At 63.0% G+C, this 16802-nt stretch carries 16 protein-coding genes; 10 read left to right on the forward strand and 6 right to left on the reverse strand.

Going from position 1 to position 16802, the window contains the following annotated elements; genetic code table 11:
* Positions 1 to 941 precede the first annotated feature (941 nt).
* The 3 genes from JQ575_RS21855 to JQ575_RS21865 all read left to right on the forward strand — a co-directional run bounded on the left by JQ575_RS21855 (position 942) and on the right by JQ575_RS21865 (position 2922).
* Positions 942 to 1916 carry an N-carbamoyl-D-amino-acid hydrolase gene (locus JQ575_RS21855; RefSeq protein WP_212035230.1) on the forward strand — a complete coding sequence of 325 codons (975 nt, stop codon included), beginning with the start codon at positions 942 to 944 and terminating at the stop codon, positions 1914 to 1916.
* 173 nt (positions 1917 to 2089) lie between these two features.
* Positions 2090 to 2575: a phasin gene (locus JQ575_RS21860; RefSeq protein WP_312015986.1), complete on the forward strand. Its 486-nt coding sequence runs from the start codon at positions 2090 to 2092 to the stop codon at positions 2573 to 2575.
* Positions 2576 to 2694: 119 nt separating this feature from the next.
* Entirely contained in the window at positions 2695 to 2922 is a 228-nt protein-coding gene (locus JQ575_RS21865; RefSeq protein ID WP_212035231.1) for a hypothetical protein, read from the forward strand.
* On the opposite strand, the gene JQ575_RS21870 is transcribed toward JQ575_RS21865, so the two are convergent.
* From JQ575_RS21870 to JQ575_RS21880, 3 genes are all read right to left on the reverse strand, one after another.
* Entirely contained in the window at positions 2897 to 3733 is an 837-nt protein-coding gene (locus JQ575_RS21870; protein WP_212035332.1) for a Crp/Fnr family transcriptional regulator, read from the reverse strand. The two genes, JQ575_RS21865 and JQ575_RS21870, sit on opposite strands and share 26 nt — an antisense overlap.
* A gap of 362 nt (positions 3734 to 4095) precedes the next feature.
* Positions 4096 to 5361 (reverse strand): D-amino acid dehydrogenase, encoded by a 1266-nt coding sequence (locus tag JQ575_RS21875; RefSeq protein ID WP_212035232.1) that lies wholly within the window; start codon positions 5359 to 5361, stop codon positions 4096 to 4098.
* 71 nt (positions 5362 to 5432) lie between these two features.
* The gene (locus JQ575_RS21880) at positions 5433 to 6761 is read right to left on the reverse strand and encodes an aspartate aminotransferase family protein (protein WP_212035233.1); all 1329 of its coding nucleotides are present in this window, start codon (positions 6759 to 6761) and stop codon (positions 5433 to 5435) included.
* A 162-nt stretch (positions 6762 to 6923) separates the two neighbouring features.
* Between JQ575_RS21880 and JQ575_RS21885 the strand changes: the two genes are divergently transcribed.
* Entirely contained in the window at positions 6924 to 7472 is a 549-nt protein-coding gene (locus tag JQ575_RS21885) for a cupin domain-containing protein (protein ID WP_212035234.1), read from the forward strand.
* Positions 7473 to 7483: 11 nt separating this feature from the next.
* Here the strand turns inward: JQ575_RS21885 and JQ575_RS21890 are convergent, their stop codons facing one another.
* Positions 7484 to 8431, reverse strand: a complete 948-nt coding sequence (locus tag JQ575_RS21890) for a LysR family transcriptional regulator (RefSeq protein ID WP_212035235.1) — start codon at positions 8429 to 8431, stop codon at positions 7484 to 7486.
* A 258-nt stretch (positions 8432 to 8689) separates the two neighbouring features.
* Between JQ575_RS21890 and JQ575_RS21895 the strand changes: the two genes are divergently transcribed.
* The 6 genes from JQ575_RS21895 to JQ575_RS21920 all read left to right on the forward strand — a co-directional run bounded on the left by JQ575_RS21895 (position 8690) and on the right by JQ575_RS21920 (position 14665).
* Entirely contained in the window at positions 8690 to 9772 is a 1083-nt protein-coding gene (locus JQ575_RS21895) for an ABC transporter ATP-binding protein (protein WP_212035236.1), read from the forward strand.
* 44 nt (positions 9773 to 9816) lie between these two features.
* On the forward strand, positions 9817 to 10515 hold the full coding sequence (locus JQ575_RS21900; protein WP_212035237.1) for an HAD family hydrolase: 699 nt from the start codon (positions 9817 to 9819) through the stop codon (positions 10513 to 10515).
* A 13-nt stretch (positions 10516 to 10528) separates the two neighbouring features.
* Positions 10529 to 11836 carry an FAD-binding oxidoreductase gene (locus JQ575_RS21905; RefSeq protein WP_212035238.1) on the forward strand — a complete coding sequence of 436 codons (1308 nt, stop codon included), beginning with the start codon at positions 10529 to 10531 and terminating at the stop codon, positions 11834 to 11836.
* Between the two features lie 39 nt (positions 11837 to 11875).
* Positions 11876 to 12940 (forward strand): ABC transporter substrate-binding protein, encoded by a 1065-nt coding sequence (locus JQ575_RS21910; RefSeq protein WP_212035239.1) that lies wholly within the window; start codon positions 11876 to 11878, stop codon positions 12938 to 12940.
* Positions 12941 to 13070: 130 nt separating this feature from the next.
* A complete protein-coding gene (locus JQ575_RS21915; RefSeq protein ID WP_212035333.1) occupies positions 13071 to 13883 on the forward strand; it encodes an ABC transporter permease in 813 nt (270 codons plus the stop codon).
* On the forward strand, positions 13880 to 14665 hold the full coding sequence (locus tag JQ575_RS21920) for an ABC transporter permease (RefSeq protein WP_212035240.1): 786 nt from the start codon (positions 13880 to 13882) through the stop codon (positions 14663 to 14665). Before JQ575_RS21915 ends, JQ575_RS21920 begins: the two co-directional genes overlap by 4 nt.
* A gap of 5 nt (positions 14666 to 14670) precedes the next feature.
* Here JQ575_RS21920 and JQ575_RS21925 read toward each other — a convergent pair whose 3' ends face one another.
* Both JQ575_RS21925 and JQ575_RS21930 read right to left on the reverse strand, forming a co-directional pair.
* A complete protein-coding gene (locus JQ575_RS21925) occupies positions 14671 to 15888 on the reverse strand; it encodes a Xaa-Pro peptidase family protein (protein ID WP_212035241.1) in 1218 nt (405 codons plus the stop codon).
* A gap of 19 nt (positions 15889 to 15907) precedes the next feature.
* Positions 15908 to 16792: an ABC transporter permease gene (locus tag JQ575_RS21930; protein ID WP_212035242.1), complete on the reverse strand. Its 885-nt coding sequence runs from the start codon at positions 16790 to 16792 to the stop codon at positions 15908 to 15910.
* Positions 16793 to 16802 lie beyond the last annotated feature (10 nt).

The following is a 16802-nucleotide window of genomic DNA, read 5'->3' on the forward strand; positions in this document are numbered from 1 at the left end:
CAATGCCGTAATCAGGTCGGGACAGCCTTGGAAAGGCGCTGCCGCCTCTTGACTCTCAACACGGTAGATCCCGGCTCAAGGCCGGGACGACGACGGCGTTTGTTGCTGCACCATCATCTAAACATGGCTTTTATCTAAACATGGCTTCACATTCTCGCGACGCATTGCGTCCGAAGTTTTCAAGATCATCCGCCCAAATTGAGAGGGCGCAGGGAAGACCGGGTGCGCGCTGCACCCGCGGTCCCGTGTGCGGTTTGCACTAAAAAAGCTGCACACGAGCATACAGGGCAGCGGAGAACACCCGGCCTTCCCTGCGCAATGGCTTTACGGCTTATGCCGTGATCTCCCCGGAGACGAGTTCTTGGTTGACTCCGTCGCCGCCGTTTCCGCTTGCGCTTCTCCGACAGCTTGACACCTGCAACGGGTGCCAGGACCACACGGTTTTGCCGTACGCTTAGTCCACGCCATCGTCTCAGCGCAAACCAGCGTCCACCGCAACCCGCCCAACGTCCGTGACGACGGCCGACGCCCTTCTGAGTAGGACGGGATGGCCAAACACATACTCCTGATTTTCTTTCTGGTAAACAGAAATATCTTTGATTCTGGGGCTTGACACGAATTCCGACAATCAGAAGTGATTTGCCCGTCGGGTTGATTTGTCGCACGCCGGTCGCCAGATTGCGCTTGCGCGCGAGACGACGTAGCCCGTAGCCCGGATGAGCCAACGGGTCGCGCGAATGCGCGCCCGATGACAGGCTCCGCGATATCCGGGTCTTCTCTTGCACTGCCCCGCATGTCGCTTGCGCTCATGCGGGCTACGCGCTGGTGTCGCACCGACCCAGCATATTGCGTAGCCTGTCGTTGGGTGGGCTGGCACGGGTTCTGCAGAGCAGCCAATTCAGATACGCACTCAACCCCGGTAACGGACCAGAGGAAAGACAGTGGCAAGATTTGTGAACGTCGCAGCGGGACAGTTGGGCCCTGTTGCCCGAAGCGAAACAAGGACCGAGGTTGTCGCGCGGCTGATGGCGCTGATGCGCCAGGCGCACGCCAACGGATGCGACCTGATCGTCTATCCCGAACTGGCGCTGACGACGTTCTTTCCGCGCTGGTACATGGAGGATCAGGCGGAGATCGATTTTTTCTTCGAGCATGAGATGCCCGGTCCGCAGACGCGAGCCCTGTTCGACCTGGCCCGGGAACTGGGCATCGGATTTTGCCTGGGTTACGCCGAACTGGCGGTCGAGAACGGCGAAACCCATCGGCACAACACCTCTATCCTCGTGGACAAGCGCGGCAACGCCATCTCCAAATATCGCAAAGTCCATTTACCGGGTCACGCCGAACACGAGCCGTGGCGTCGATTTCAGCATTTGGAAAAGCGTTACTTCGAGCCCGGCTCCGGCTTTGGCGTGGCCGACGCGTTCAACGGCACGATCGGCATGGCGATCTGCAATGATCGCCGCTGGCCCGAAACCTATCGCGTGATGGGACTGCAGGGCGTCGAAATGGTGCTGATCGGCTACAACACGCCGGTGCACAATCCGCCCGCGCCTGAGCACGACGACCTCGCGCTGTTCCACAACCGTCTTGTGATGCAGTCCGGCGCCTACCAGAACGGGACCTGGGTCGTGGGCGTCGCCAAGGCTGGTATCGAAGAGGGCGTCGACCAGATCGGCGGTAGCTGCATTGTGGCGCCATCCGGTGAAATCGTCGCCGCTTGCACGACCAAAGGTGACGAAATCGCATTGGCGCGCTGTGATCTGGATTTGTGCAACTCCTACAAGCGCACCACCTTCAACTTCGACATCCACCGGCAGCCCCATGCCTACGGGTTGATCGTCGAACGAAGGGGCCAGCACATGATGGCGGATGGAACGCCCGTGCCTTCGGGCAAAAGCGGTCGTGGCCCGTAGCGAAAGAATCCGACGCGAGAGTCAGAAAGCGAACGGAAGCCCCGGCGTTAGTCAGCCATATCTTGTTCAGGCAGGCGCGAGGCGGACATTTGCGGCAGCACCTTCAGGCAACTGCCTCGGAAGCTCCAGGCGCAAATCCGATTGCTGTTGACGACTTGAAAGGATGAAAACCCGTGGGAAAGGCCGATATTAAAGCCAAAGCGAACACCGATACGCCGAATGCGAAGGTCGAAACGAACGAAAAGCAAAACCTTGAAGGTTCGCTTTTCACGATGCCGGGAATTTTCCGCGGGATCGCCGAGCAGAGCATGTCGCGGACAAAGGACAACTACGAGAAGTTACAGGCTGCCTCGGGAGAGATAGCCGACATTCTCAGCGAAACCTATTCGACCCACGCCAAGACCGCCGCGGACTACGGGATCAAGGTCATCGAGATCGCGGGCGCCAACACCAACTCCGCCTTCGATTTTCTCTCCAAACTCACGGACACGAAGTCGCTCTCGGAAATCGTGCAGCTGTCAGCCGCGCAGACCCGCAAGAACGTCGAAGCCACGTCCGCGCAGAACAAGGAACTTTGGCAGCTCGCCCAGAAAGTCGCGACCGAGACGGCCGAGCCGATCAAGAAGGGCCTCACCAGGGTCCTGCAGAAAGCCTCCTAAGACGAACTTCCAAGGCCGCCGGGATCGGCTGGAGAAAGCGCCTTCGGTGAGAAGAGGTGCAGTCCAGCCGATGGCGAACGGACACGTTGCTGCCACACAACAGCCGAGGGAGAAACACGATGGGTATCATCATGATCAAGTGCCCTCAAACGGGACGCGAGATCCCGACGGGCATCAAGGCGGATCGGGAAAAATTTCGATGCAGCGTGGTGTTCTTCGCGCGCACCTTCTGCTCACTCTGCAAAGCCAACCACGAATGGTTCGCCAGGGATGCCTGGGTCAAGGAAGCCTGGGTTTACGAGCCAAGCGAGACGGCGGAGATCAAAGGCCTCTTGGCCGCGGGCTAGTCGTCCCATGCGTTCGCGGGTGCCGCTGCGCGACATCCACCTTGGCCAAAAGCGGATCTGGCGCGCGGAGGATCTTTTGTACCGGAGGGATGTGAGGCTTCATTCCTTCAGGCGAAACAATATGATCGATTCGACGGCGCATGACGTCGTAGCACTCGCATGCCGCGGCTTCGAGCCGCGGCCTGTCAATCTCGATCAGGCCCCGCCGATTGGACCGGATAGCCCGCAACGTCCGCAGCTTGTGCACGACATGCGTCACGGTCGTTCGACGTACGCCAAGCAGCTCCGCAAGCGCCTCTTGCGTGAGCGGCAGGAAATCACTGTCGACGCGATCGTGGATGTGGAGCAACCACCGGGCCAGGCGGGCCTCGACCGAGTGCAGCGCATTGCAGGCGGCCACATGCTGGAGTTGCGCCAATAGCGCTCTGGTGTAGATCTGCACCACGTCTCTGATTGCGCCACTGCGGCTGAGCGCCGCCTCAAATCTTGCCGGAGAAATCTGCAACGAGGTTCCGGCCACGCGAACGATCGCCGTAACCGGAGAGCGGGTAGGTCCCAATGCGGACAGGATGCCCACGGCCCCCTCATTCCCGACGACCGCGGTGGCTACCGTTTGTCCGTTTGGCATGTCCATGATGAACGCGATCGTCCCGCTGAGGGGGAAATAGATCTGTTCAACCAGGTCTCCCGATCGTAGCAGGACGACATCACGTTCAGACGACACTTTGCGGAGGTGCGGCGCGAGCAAATCGAAATCTGCCGCCGGCAACGCAGCTAACAGTCGATTACCTACCCTGGTAGTGGGCTCCATCACGGGAAACTCCTCCCTCGACGGACCGCGTCTTGCGCAGACTACTCCTGGCACCAGCCTGCGCAAGTAGCAGATTAGGCCTAGGTTACCAGAAACCTGCTGCGCCACTAGTTCCAGTAGCCCGAGCAGATATCCCTATTTTCCCACTCGGCCCCGCATGTGCGGGCTAAGCGCCAAGGGCGGTTTTTCCTGTCGTCATTGCGAGCGAAGCGAAGCAATCCATAGCGCGGCAAGCGGAGGCATGGATTGCTTCCGCCTACGCTCGTTGAGCTTCGGCGGACAAGTCGTCGCTTCGCTCCCTTGCGCAAACGCTTCGCGTTTGTCGCAGGCAATGACGGAAAGGCGAGCACCGTCCCGGCCCCTCAGCCAAACCGGTGATCGTATCTCGTGAGCGCCAGCTCCTTCACATCGATATCCGGCTTGCGGCCCGAGAGCATGTCCGCGAGCACCCTCCCCGAACCGCAGGCCATGGTCCAGCCGAGCGTGCCATGGCCGGTATTGAGATGGAGGTTGGAATAGCGCGTCGGGCCGATCACCGGCGGACCGTCGGGGGTCATCGGCCGCAGGCCGCTCCAGAACGTCGCCTTGCCGATGTCGCCGCCGCGCGGAAAAAGCTCGGTCAGCGAATGATCCAGCGTCGCGCGCCGCGCCGGGTAGAGCCTGTCGGAGTACCCCGAAATTTCCGCGGTGCCGCCGACACGGATTCGATCGCCGAGCCGAGTGATCGCGACCTTGTAGCTTTCGTCCATCACCGTCGATACCGGTGCGGCGTCGGGATCCGTTATCGGCACCGTGATCGAATAGCCTTTGACGGGATAGACCGGCAGCGAAATGCCCACCGGCCGCAGCAGCCGCGGCGACCAGCTGCCGAGTGCGACGACATAGGCATCGGCCTGCAACACGCCATTGGAGGTGGCGACGCCTGATATGCGCGACGCATCCGCGATCAATCCCTCGATGCCGACATTGAAGGCAAAGCGCACGCCGAGCTTTTCGGCCTCGAGCGCGAGCGCCTGCGTGAACATGTGGCAATCGCCGGTCTCGTCCTGCGGCAGGCGAAGCCCTCCGGCGATCTTGTCCGACACCTTCGCCAGCGCCGGCTCCGCGGCAATGCAGCCGGCGCGATCGAGCACTTCATAAGGCACGCCGTTTTGATTCAGGACGGCGATATCGTCGGCGGGGCCGTCGAGCTGTGCCGCGTAGCGGAACAGCTGCAGCGTGCCGCGCTCGCGCTCGTCGTAGCGAATGCCGATCTCGCTGCGCAACGCGCGCAAGGCATCGCGGCTGTATTCGGCGATCGGAATCATCCGCCGCTTGTTGACCGCGTAGCGCTCCGACGTGCAGTTGCGCAGCATCTTCAGCAGCCACAGCCACATCACGGGATCGAGCTTCGGCCGGATCACCAGCGGGCCGTGCTTCATCAGAAGCCATTTGATCGCCTTGACCGGCACGCCCGGCCCCGCCCATGGCGAGGAATAGCCGGGCGATACTTCGCCGGCGTTGGCAAAACTGGTCTCCAGCGCAGGTTTCGGCTGACGGTCGACGACCGTCACCTCATGGCCGGCTTTGGCGAGATAATAGGCTGACGTGACGCCGATGACGCCACTGCCGAGAATCAAAACTTTCACGATCCCTCATGCTTCTGCCGCGGCATCGTTCGATCACCGCACGATAGTCGATGCCGCAGTTAGAGCAAGGATCAGGCCACGCGCTTGATCGCGTCGCCGAGGATCGAGACCATCTCGTCTATGTGGCTCTTCTCCACGATCAGCGGCGGTGACACCGCAAGCGAGTCGCCGCTCTGGCGCAGATAGAGGCCGTTGTTGAAGCAATCGACCATCAGATCATAGCCGCGCGCGGCCGGCGCGTCCTTGCGCGGTGCGACCTCGATGGCGCCCATCAGGCCGACATTGCGGATGTCGATCATGTTCGGCAGGCCCTTGAGCGAATGCAGGCCCTGTTCCCAGTAATCGGCCATCGAGGCGCCGCGCGTCAGCAGCCCCTCGTCCTTGTAGATATCGAGCGTCGCGATACCGGCGGCGCAGGCCACCGGATGCGCCGAATAGGTGTAGCCGTGGAACAGCTCGATCTGGGCCTGCGGCCCCGTCATCAGCGTGTCGTGAATCTTGCGGCTGGCGAACACCGCGCCGCAGGGAACCGTGCCGTTGGTGATGCCCTTGGCGGTCGTCATCATATCAGGCGTGACGCCGAAATAATTGGCGGCGAACGGCGCGCCGAGGCGGCCGAACCCGGTGATGACTTCGTCGAAGATCAGGAGGATGCCGTGCTTGTCGCACAGGGTGCGCAACCGATTCAGGTAGTTCTTCGGCGGCGGCAGCACCGCGGTCGAGCCAGGTACCGGCTCGACGATGACGGCGGCGATGGTCTCGGCGCCATGCAGCGCCACCAGCCGCTCGACATCGTCGGCGAGTTCGGCGCCGTGCTCCGGCTGGCCCTTGGCGAAGGCGTTGCGGGCAAGATCATGGGTGTGGCTGATATGGTCGACACCCGGCAGATGGGTCGCGAAGGCGCGGCGGTTGTTCACCATGCCGCCGACCGACATGCCGCCGAAGCCGACGCCGTGATAGCCGCGCTCGCGGCCGATCAGGCGCGTACGCGTCGGCTGGCCGGCGGCGCGCTGATAGGCCAGCGCGATCTTCAGCGCGGTATCGACCGATTCAGAGCCGGAATTGGTGAAGAAGATGCGATCGAGCCCGGTTGGGGCGATTGCGGCAAGGCGCTCGGCGAAGTCGAACGCGAGCGGATGGCCCATATTGAACGAGGGCGCAAAATCGAGGTTCATCAGCTGGCGCTCGACGGCGGCAGCGATCTCCTTGCGGCCGTGGCCGGCATTGACGCACCAGAGGCCCGCGGAGCCGTCGATCACCTTGCGGCCGTCGATGGTGGTGTAATGCATGCCCGAGGCGGAGGCGAACAGCCGCGGCTCGGCCTTGAACTGCCGGTTGGCCGTGAACGGCATCCAGAACGATTCGAGCTTCACGGTGTTCGGAATCTGGTGAATCGTCATGGGGCGCTCCTGTGCGGGTTTCCCTACCCGACATCATGTTGATGATGTGCAGCAAGTCCTTTTCTGATACCATCCAAGCTATTGAATTTGCTGGGGGCGTTGGGTAGCATTCGTTCGATCCGCAACACACTCAACACCCCAAACCAACCCCTCGAGGCTTTGATGAGCATAGATGTCGGCGAACGGTTACGCTTCGTCCGCGCCCGCAACAAGATATCGCAGCGTGAACTCGCCAAGCGTTCGGGGGTGACCAACTCGACGATCTCGCTGATCGAATCCAACCAGATGAACCCGTCGGTCGGCGCGCTCAAGCGCATCCTCGACGGCATTCCGATGGGGATGGCGGAGTTTTTCGCCCTCGAACCCGACCAGCCGCGCACGGCGTTTTACCGCGCCGACGAACTGAGCGAGATCGGCAAGGGCAAGATTTCCTTTCGCCAGGTCGGCGACAATCTGTTCGGCCGGAGCTTGCAGATCCTGAAAGAGCGCTACGAGCCCGGCGGCGACACCGGACGGATTCCGCTGGTGCACGACGGCGAGGAAGGCGGCATCGTTCTCTCGGGCCGGCTCGAAGTGACGGTCGACAGCGAACGCCGCATCCTCGGGCCCGGCGACGCCTATTATTTCGAGAGCCGCCGGCCGCATCGGTTTCGCTGCGTCGGCGACAAGGCGTGCGAGGTGATCAGCGCCTGCACGCCGCCGACATTCTAAGGGCGGCCAAATCAATAGCTGGCGGCCATCAGCTTCAGGCGCGGGTAGAGCTTGTCGATCGCCACGATGTCGCTGCGCATTTGCGCGATGATCCAGTCCCTGATCTCGACGGCAACGGGGCGGATCGGCCGGTTGCGCGGGGTGACGAGTTCGCAGACCCGCCGCGTGCGGACGAGTTTTGCCGACGCCGGCACCAACGCACCGGTCAGCAGCCAATGCGCGACGACGGTGATCCAGCCGAGCGTCACGCCCTGCCCGAGCAGCGCCGCCTGCACCACGACCGCATAATCCGAAAAGCTCAGCGCCTTGGCCGGACCTGATGCGCCGGTGAGCGCGCCCGGATATTGCAGCACCCAGTCTTCGGGCGTGTCGGCCAGCTTGATGATGGTGCGCCCTTCGGCAGGCTTGCGCGCAACATTCGTGTCGCGGTAGCCGGGACTGCAGATCGGCAGCATGACTTCCTTCATGACCAGGGCGCCGCTGGTCTCGGGGTCGTCCTGATCGCGAAACCGCATGCCGACGTCGACGTTCTCGACCGCCCCGCGCAGCGAGCCCGAGATCAACTGGAACCGGAGGTCGACGTTCGGAAACGCGCGCTGCAGCTTGTCGATGCGCGGCATCAGCCAATGGTTGGTGAAGGCCGAGGAGACCGAGAGCGTGACGGTTTCGGTGCCCCGGCGCCGCCGCTCGATCTCGACCAGGCCGCTCTCGATGCTGCGAAAACCGTCGGTGACGCGGCGATAAAGCAGCTCGCCCTCTTCCGTCAGGGTCGCGCCGCCGGCGGTGCGGTCGAACAGGCGGACCCCGAGATAATCCTCGAAACGTCCCAGCATCCGGCTGACCGCCGGCTGGGTCACGTTCAGCTCGGCCGCCGCCGCCGTGAAGCTGCCGTTGCGCGCGGCGGCGTCGAAGACGAACAGCGCATTACTGGAAGGCAGCATCCGGCGAAGCTCAGGCATAACTTCAGATTATGACGCAAGTGATAATTTGGCAATTGCCCGGCCGCCCTAATTTTGATTGCCTTGCCGATCAAGGAGGCCTGCCGGGAAGCGGAGCATTCCGAGCAAACCACGGTCGGGGAGATTTGCCCAGTCGCGCGGGAAGCGTCCGCCTATAAATTGAGATCATGCCAGTTCAACGGCCCTTGCGACGAAGCAAGGGCGGCGGGAAATCGCATTCATGCGGCCAGCGGCGAAGCGCAACAGGAAGGTCGTTCATTGGGCAGCGGTGTTGAAAGCGTCGAAATCAAGTCCGCGAGCAAGCACTATGGTGCTGTCGTGGCGCTCGACAATGTCACGCTGAGCGTCGCGCCGCGCGAGTTCGTCTCGCTGCTCGGGCCCTCCGGATCCGGCAAGACCACGCTCCTGGGCCTGCTCGGCGGCTTCATCCAGCCGACTTCCGGTTCGATCCATTTCGGCGAGCGTGACGTCACGCTGGAGCCGCCGCACAAGCGCAACATCGGCGTCGTGTTCCAGAACTACGCGCTGTTTCCGCATATGAGTGTCGGCGAGAACGTCGCCTTCCCGCTGCGCGCGCGGCGGCTGCCGAAGGCCGATTGGCCCGCGAAAGTGCGCGGCGCGCTGGCGATGGTCGGCCTCGCCGGTTACGAAGAACGCGGCGTGGCGCAACTCTCCGGCGGCCAGCGCCAGCGCGTGGCGCTGGCTCGCGCGATGATCTTCGAGCCGCGTTTGATCCTGATGGATGAGCCGCTTTCCGCGCTCGACAAGCAGCTGCGGGAATCGATGCAGATCGAGCTGCGCCAGCTCCACAAACGCATCGGCGCCACCATCATCTACGTCACCCACGACCAGCGCGAGGCGCTGACGATGAGCGACCGCGTCGCCATTCTCAAGGACGGCCGCCTGATCCAGATCGATAAGCCCGCGCAGCTGCACGATCATCCGGCGGATTCCTTTGTCGCCAGTTTCATCGGCGAGGCGAGCCTGTTGCCGGTCCGCCGCATTGATTCCGGCAGCGTGGCGCTCGGCCCCGCCACCCTGCGCAGCGCGAGGGCGATCCCGAACGGCGATGCGCTGATGCTGGCGGTGCACAGCGAAAAGCTGCTGATCGACGACGGCGCGGATAATGCCGCGCTCAACCGGCTGACCGGCACCGTCACCGACGTCGTCTACCAGGGCGAAAGCCTGCGCATTTTCATCGCCCTGCCCGACGGCACCGCGCTCAGCCTGCGCCAGCCGAGCCATCACGAAGCCTATCGCCGCATCCCGCCCGTCGGCGGCCCCCTCACCGTGACCCTTCACCCGGAGGATACGATCATCGTACCGAAAGCCGCGGAATGAACGTCCACCACCAACGCAGTTCCAACACCAGAGAAGAAACGCCCATGTCGTTCAGCAATTTCAAGGTTCTCACTTTCGATGTCGTCGGCACCCTGATCGACTTCGAAACCGGCGTGCTCGACGCCGTCCGCAAGATATCCGGAAGAAGCGCCGCTGAACTCAGCGACGACAAGATCTTTGCCTCCTACAAGCGCGGCCGCGATGCGCATCCGGAGCGCTCCAGCGAAGTGATGTTCGACGTCTATCGCTACCTCGCCAAGGAACTCGGGCTGCCGGCCGATGATGCGGCCTGCGACTCTTTCCAACTGGCGGTGCTGCGCTGGCAGCCGTTTTCGGATTCGGTCGAGGCGCTGAAGCGCCTGCGCACGAAATTCCGGCTGGTCGCGATGACCAACGCCGACCGCGTCGCACTGTCCTGCTACGCCCACGCGCTCGGCGATCCCTTCGACGACACCGTCTGTGCCGACGAGACCGGCGTAGCCAAGCCGAACCCGGAATTCTTCGCCTATAATAAAGGGCGGCAATCGGCCTTCGGCTACAAGCAGTCCGACATCCTGCATGTGGCGCAGAGCCAGCACCACGACATCGGGATCGCGCGAAAACTCGGCTATAAAGTATGCTGGATCGAGCGCCGCCAGGGCATGGCGGGTTTTGGCGGCACGCCCGAAGTGCCTGAACTGACAAAACCCGATTTTCATTTCGCCACCATGAAAGCCTTCGCCGACGCGGCGGTCGGGCACTGAGGGGCGCGCGGCGATGGCACAAGTCTGGACCCCAATGGCATCGGCGAACTCGCTGTGGGCGAGTACGGCGACGCCGTTGCGGACCTTTCCCGTGCTGTCAGGCGCGGTTCAGGCTGACGTCGTGATCATCGGCGCCGGCTATACCGGGCTCTCCGCCGCGCATCATATCGCCAAGAACGGCCTCGCGCCGGTCGTGCTCGAAGCCAACCGTCCGGGCTGGGGCGCCAGCGGCCGCAACGGCGGTGTCATCACCGCAAAATTCCGGCAATCGTTCCGCGGCATCGATGCGGCCCATGGCCGCGCGATGGCCAAGCGCATGTACGAGATCGCGTATGAATCGACCGAGATCGTCGAGGAACTGGTTTCCGAATTCGGCATCACCAGTGCGCGGCTGACGCGCACCGGACAGGTCAAGGCCGCGCATAACCACGCGACGCTGAAGGCCGCGATCGATGAAGCCGAATGGATGAAGCGCGAGATGGGCGATGCCGATGTCCGGATCCTCGACGCCCATGAAGTGCGCGAGGAAACCGGCTCAAAGGCGTTCGTCGGCGGCGTGCTCAATCCGGGCTCCGGCGGCATCCATCCGCTGAACTACCTGCATGGCCTCGCCGAAGGACTCGCGGCGCGCGGTGTCGCTATCTATCAGGAAAGCCCGGCGCTGCGGATACGGCGCGAGAACGGGCGCGTCGTCGTTGAAACGCCGCAAGGCACGGTGCGCGCGCGGCAAGTCATCATCGCCACCAACAGCTATTCCGACCTGACCGACGCGACGCGCCATATGCAGCACACTTTGGTGCCGTTCCGCAGCGCCATCATCGCCACCGACCGATTGCCGCATAACCTCGCAGGCAGCCTGATGCCGACCGGGCGAACCTATACCGAGACCAAGCGCATGATGCGCTGGTTCCGCATGGTCGACGATCGCGTGATCTTCGGCGGCCGCGGCGCCTTCGGCAAACAGGATTCGGAAGCTGCCTTCGACGCGCTGCGCAAGGCCATGGTCGGCATTTTCCCGGAACTGAGCGACACACCGCTGGGATTCAAATGGTCGGGCCTCGTCGGCATGACGCTGGATTCCATGCCGCATATCGGCCGGCTCAACGACCACACCCTGTTCTCGATGGGCTACAACGGCGCCGGCGTCGCGATGTCCAGCCTGATGGGGCGTTATCTCGCGGCCTTCGTGCGCGGCGAGCAGCCTGATGTCGGCCTGCTCGATGCCAGCCGCCTCAAGGTCATTCCATTTTATCCGCTGCGTGAACCGGCCGTCCGAATGGTGGCCGGCTGGTATCAGTTTTTGGACGCGATCGGGCAATAGCAACGCAAAGGCCCGGTCATAACAGGAGGGGAACGTAAAATGGCAGTTGCTTCCAACACAGGACTAGGACGCGCGTTGTTCGGCGCAGCGCTCGGGCTCTTCGCGTCAACCAGCATCGCAGCCAACGCCGCCGAGCAGATCACCTTCGTGTCGCAGGGCGGCGCCTATCAGAAGGCGCAGACGGTTGCGATCCTCGATCCCTCGGCCAAGAAGCTCGGCATCACCATCAACCAGGACAGCATTCCCGACGCCTGGCCGGTGATCAAATCGCAGGTCGCCAGCGGCAAGCCGATCTGGGACGTGGTCGACGTTCCGACCGGCTATTGCCTGCGCGGCGGCGAACAGGGACTGATCGAAAAACTCGATTTCTCCAAGATTCCCAATGCCGCCGCCATGCCGGAAGCCTATCGCAATCCGTATTCGGTGGCGTACGAGTTCTATTCCAGCGTTCTGGCCTACAGCCAGAAGAAATATCCTGATGGCGCCACGCCGAACAGCTGGGCCGACTTCTGGGACGTGAAGAAATTCCCCGGCCGTCGCGCGCTGCGCAACCACCCCATTGCGACGCTGGAAGCAGCGCTGATGGCCGACGGCGTCGCGCCGGACAAGCTCTATCCGCTCGACGTTGACCGCGCCTTCAAGAAGCTCGAGGAGATCAAGCCCAACATCACGGTGTGGTGGACCTCGGGCGCGCAATCCGCGCAGCTCCTGAACGACGGCGAGGTCGACATGGTGATGGCCTGGAACGGCCGCGTCAGCGCGCTGACCAAGGAAGGCGCCAAGGTCGCCTATACCTATAACCAGGGCATCCTGCAGAGCACCTCGCTCTGCATCCTCAAGGGCGCGCCGAACCTGGCAACGGCGGTCAAGTTCCTCAACGAGGCCGTCGACCCCGTCCATCAGGCCAATCTGCCGCTGCACATCGATTACGGCCCGGCGAACCCGAAGGCGTTCGATACCGGCGTGGTCAAACCGGAGCGCGTCGCGCAGCTGCCGAGCGCGCCTGACAACGCCAAGAAGCAGGCGCTGATGTCCTATGCGTGGTGGGCGTCGCCGGACGGCGAAGCCGCCGAGAAGCGCTGGGTCTCGTTCGTACAGAAATAGGCGGAAATAATCCGGAGCGGGGTTCGACCGGCGCACCCCGCTCCAGCCATCTGGCAATGACAGGAACACGGCATTGACCCATTCCACACCAGACCTCTCGTTGCGTCACCATCGCCGCGAACAGGGCCTGATGCTGGCATTGGCGTCGCCGGCGCTGCTGGTGATCCTGCTCTTGATCGTGCTTCCGGTTGGCTGGCTCGCCTGGCAATCGATCTATCATGACGGCTTCACGCTGGAGAACTACCGCCGCATCTTCAGCGAAGCCATCTACTGGCGCAGCTTCTCGCTGACCTTCCAGATCAGCCTGCTGGTGACGGTGCTGGCGCTGCTGCTCGGCTATCCCATCGCCTATGCCGCCAGCGTGGTGCCGAAGGGATGGAGCGTATTGATTCTGGCGCTGGTGATCCTGCCGTTCTGGACCAGCGTCCTGGTGCGCGCCTATGCCTGGCTGGCGCTGCTGCAGCGGACCGGGGTGGTCAACCAGTTCCTGCAATATCTCGGGGTCATCGACGAGCCGCTGGCGCTGGTGCACAATACCTTCGGCACTGTCGTGGCGACCGTGCATATCCTGCTGCCGTTCATGGTGCTGCCGCTCTACGCCACCATGCAGAAGATCCCGCACGATTTGATGCAGGCGGGCGCCAGCCTCGGCGGCAGCCCTTCGCACACGTTCTGGCGGATCTTCCTGCCGCTGTCGCTGCCCGGCGTGCTCGCCGGCACGACCTTGGTGTTCGTGCTGTGCCTCGGCTTCTACATTACGCCCGAACTGCTCGGCGGCGGCCGTACCGTGATGGTGTCCCTGCTGGTCAGCCGCAATGTCGAACTCTACGACCAATGGGGCGCCGCAAGCGCCGTCGGTGTGGTGCTGCTGCTCAGCGTTCTCGTCATTTTCCTCATCGTCGGCCGGTTCATTCCGCTCGACCGCATCCTGGGGCAAAAATGAAAACGTTCTCGCTGCCCCGCATCGTCTTCGTCGTGTTCTGCGCGCTGGTGCTGCTGTATCTGATCCTGCCGGTGCTGATCATCGTGCCGATGTCGTTTTCGAGCACCCGCTTCCTGACCTTCCCGCCGCCATCGCTGTCGCTGCGCTGGTATGAGGAATACATTGGCAATGCCGCCTGGATGCAGGCGACCCGCGTCACCTTCGCGGTGGCCGCACTCACCGTCCTGATTGCAACGCCGCTCGGCGTCGCCGCCGCCTACGCCATCAGTAACTCGAAAATGCGCATCATGCGCATCGTCCACATGATGCTCATGCTGCCGTTGGTGGTGCCGATCATCATCACGGCGGTCGGCATCTTCTTTGTCTATGCCAAGATCGGACTGGTGGCGACGATGTCGGGACTGGTGCTCGCCAATGTCATGCTCGGCCTGCCCTATGTCATCACGTCAGTGGTCGCCGGCCTGCAGAGCTTCGATCCGGCGCAGGAGATGGTTGCGCGCAGCCTCGGCATGAACCGCCTGCGCAGCTTCTTCGCCGTCACGCTACCGCAGATCAAGGCCAGCGTGCTGACCGGCGCCATCTTCGCCTTCATCTCGGCGATGGACGAGACGGTCGTCGGCCTGTTCATATCAGGCGGCCAGTACCAGCCGCTGACAAAACGGATGTTCACCGCGCTGCGCGACGAGATCGATCCGACGATCGCCGCGATCAGCACGCTGATGACGGCGGCCTCGTTCTTGCTGGTGCTGATCGCCAGCACGCGGCAGAAGAAGAGCGGCTGAAGGCGTTATTTCTCCAGACCGAAGGGATCGTCGACCGAATGGGCCGGCTGGGTGAACCAGCGCGCGCCGGTTTCGGTGATGACCATGTGGTCCTCGAGCCGGACGCCGAATTCGCCGTAGATGCAGATGGTCGGCTCGTTGGAAAACGTCATGCCGGGCTTCAATACGGTCCTGTCGCCCTTCACGAGATAGGGCCATTCGTGCACGTCGAGGCCGATGCCGTGGCCCGTGCGGTGCGGCAGGCCCGGCGTGGCATAGCCGGGGCCGAAGCCGGCGCCGTTGATGACGCCGCGGGCCGCGATGTCGATATCCTCGCAGCGGTTGCCCGGCTTGGCGGCGGCAAAGCCGGCGGCCTGCGCCTCCTTCTCCAGGTTCCAGACGTCGCGCTGGCGCTTGCTCGGCTCGCCGAACACGTAGGAACGCGTGATGTCGGAGAGATAGCCATCGACCGGCGCGCCGGTGTCGATCAGGATCATGTCGCCCTCCTTCAGCACTTGCGGATACGGCACGCCGTGCGGATACGCGGTGGCCTCGCCGAACAGCACCGCGTTGAACGGCGGATCGCCTTCCGAGCCGAGCTTGCGGTGCGCGGCGGTGAGGAAGGCCTGCACTTCCGTGGTGGTGATGCCTTCGCGCATGATGCGGGCAGCCAGCCTGTGGGCTTCGAGCGTGATGTTCTTGGCCGTCTGCATCAGCGCGAGCTCCTGCTCGGACTTGATCATGCGGCATCCGGCGGTCACGTCGATCGAATTGATGAAGGTGTAGGCGTTGCCGGCGCGGCGCAGCCCGTCAAAGGTGAAAAACGGCGTCGCCTCATCGACCGCGATGGTGCCGGAGGGATAGCCGAGTGAACGCACGGTCTCGGTGACGGTGGCGGTCGGATCCTCGTCCTCCTCCCAGACCGCGATCTTTTCGCCGAACGAGGTCATGGTCTTGAGTTTCTCGACCTCGAAGGCCGGCGAGATATAGACGATCTCGCCCTTGGCCGGCAGCACTGCGCTGTGCATGCGCTCGGTGCGGCGGAACTTCAATCCGGTGAAATAGGTCATGCTCGAGGAGACATCGAGATAGAGCGCGTCGATGCCCTTCTCGCGCATGATGGCCTGGGCGCGCGCGATACGCTGCAGCCGCTCCTCGACGCCGATCGGCGGCACGTCGCCGCGCATGTTCTTGATTGCGGCGAGTTCCGCCTCCGCGGTCGAACCGCCAACACCAACCGTCATCACAAGTCCCTTTCAGTTATCATCGCCGGAACCGGCGCTGTACCAGGATATTTGCCGCCGCCGTCAATCCGAGGGTAGCCGTCATCAGGACGAACGCGACGGACGCGCCGAACGGCCAGTTGTTGAGCTGAAACTGTCCGTACACCAGCGGCCCCATCATCTTGAATTTGGGGCCGCCCAGCAGCACCGGCGTCGCATAGGCATTCATGCCGAGGATGAAGGTCAGGATGGTGCCGGCCAGGATGCCCGGCAGCGACAGCGGCAGCAGCACGCGGCGAAACATCGTCGCCGGCCCGGCGCCGAGGCTGAAGGCCGCCTCCTCGACATTGCGGTTGATGCCCTCGATCACGCTCTGCAATGTCAGCACCATGTAGGGCAGATTGACGGCAATGATGCCGGCAATGACGGCGCCCTCGGTAAACATGATCTGCATCGGTTGGGTAATGATTCCGATCTGCATCAGGGTGACGTTGAGAAAGCCCTTGGAACCGAACAGGGTCATCCAGCCGGCGGCGCGCACCGCATTGCCGACGAACAGCGGCAGCACCACCAGCATGATAAGCACGTTCTTGTACCGCGACTGCGTGCGCGCCAGTACATAAGCGAGCGGCAAACCCATCGCGAGGCAGATGACGGTACAAAGCGCGGCCACCCGCAACGTCGTCGCCAGCACGCCGGTGTAATAGGGATCAGAGAAGAACTTGACGTAATTGTCGAACGAGAACGTATCGATCATGATGCGCCGCGCGTCGACCTTGTCGAAGCTGTAGCGGAACAGGATCGCCAGCGGCAGCAGCAGACCGGCGACCACGAACACCGTCGCCGGCCCAATCAATGTCGTCGCCGAGAGCACCGACGTCGGCTTCTCGTCGGACTGGAACTGTGCTGCAGCGGTCGTGGCCATCGGCTGCTTC

The sequence above is a fragment of the Bradyrhizobium sp. JYMT SZCCT0428 genome (assembly GCF_018131075.1).
Taxonomy (GTDB): Bacteria; Pseudomonadota; Alphaproteobacteria; order Rhizobiales; family Xanthobacteraceae; genus Bradyrhizobium.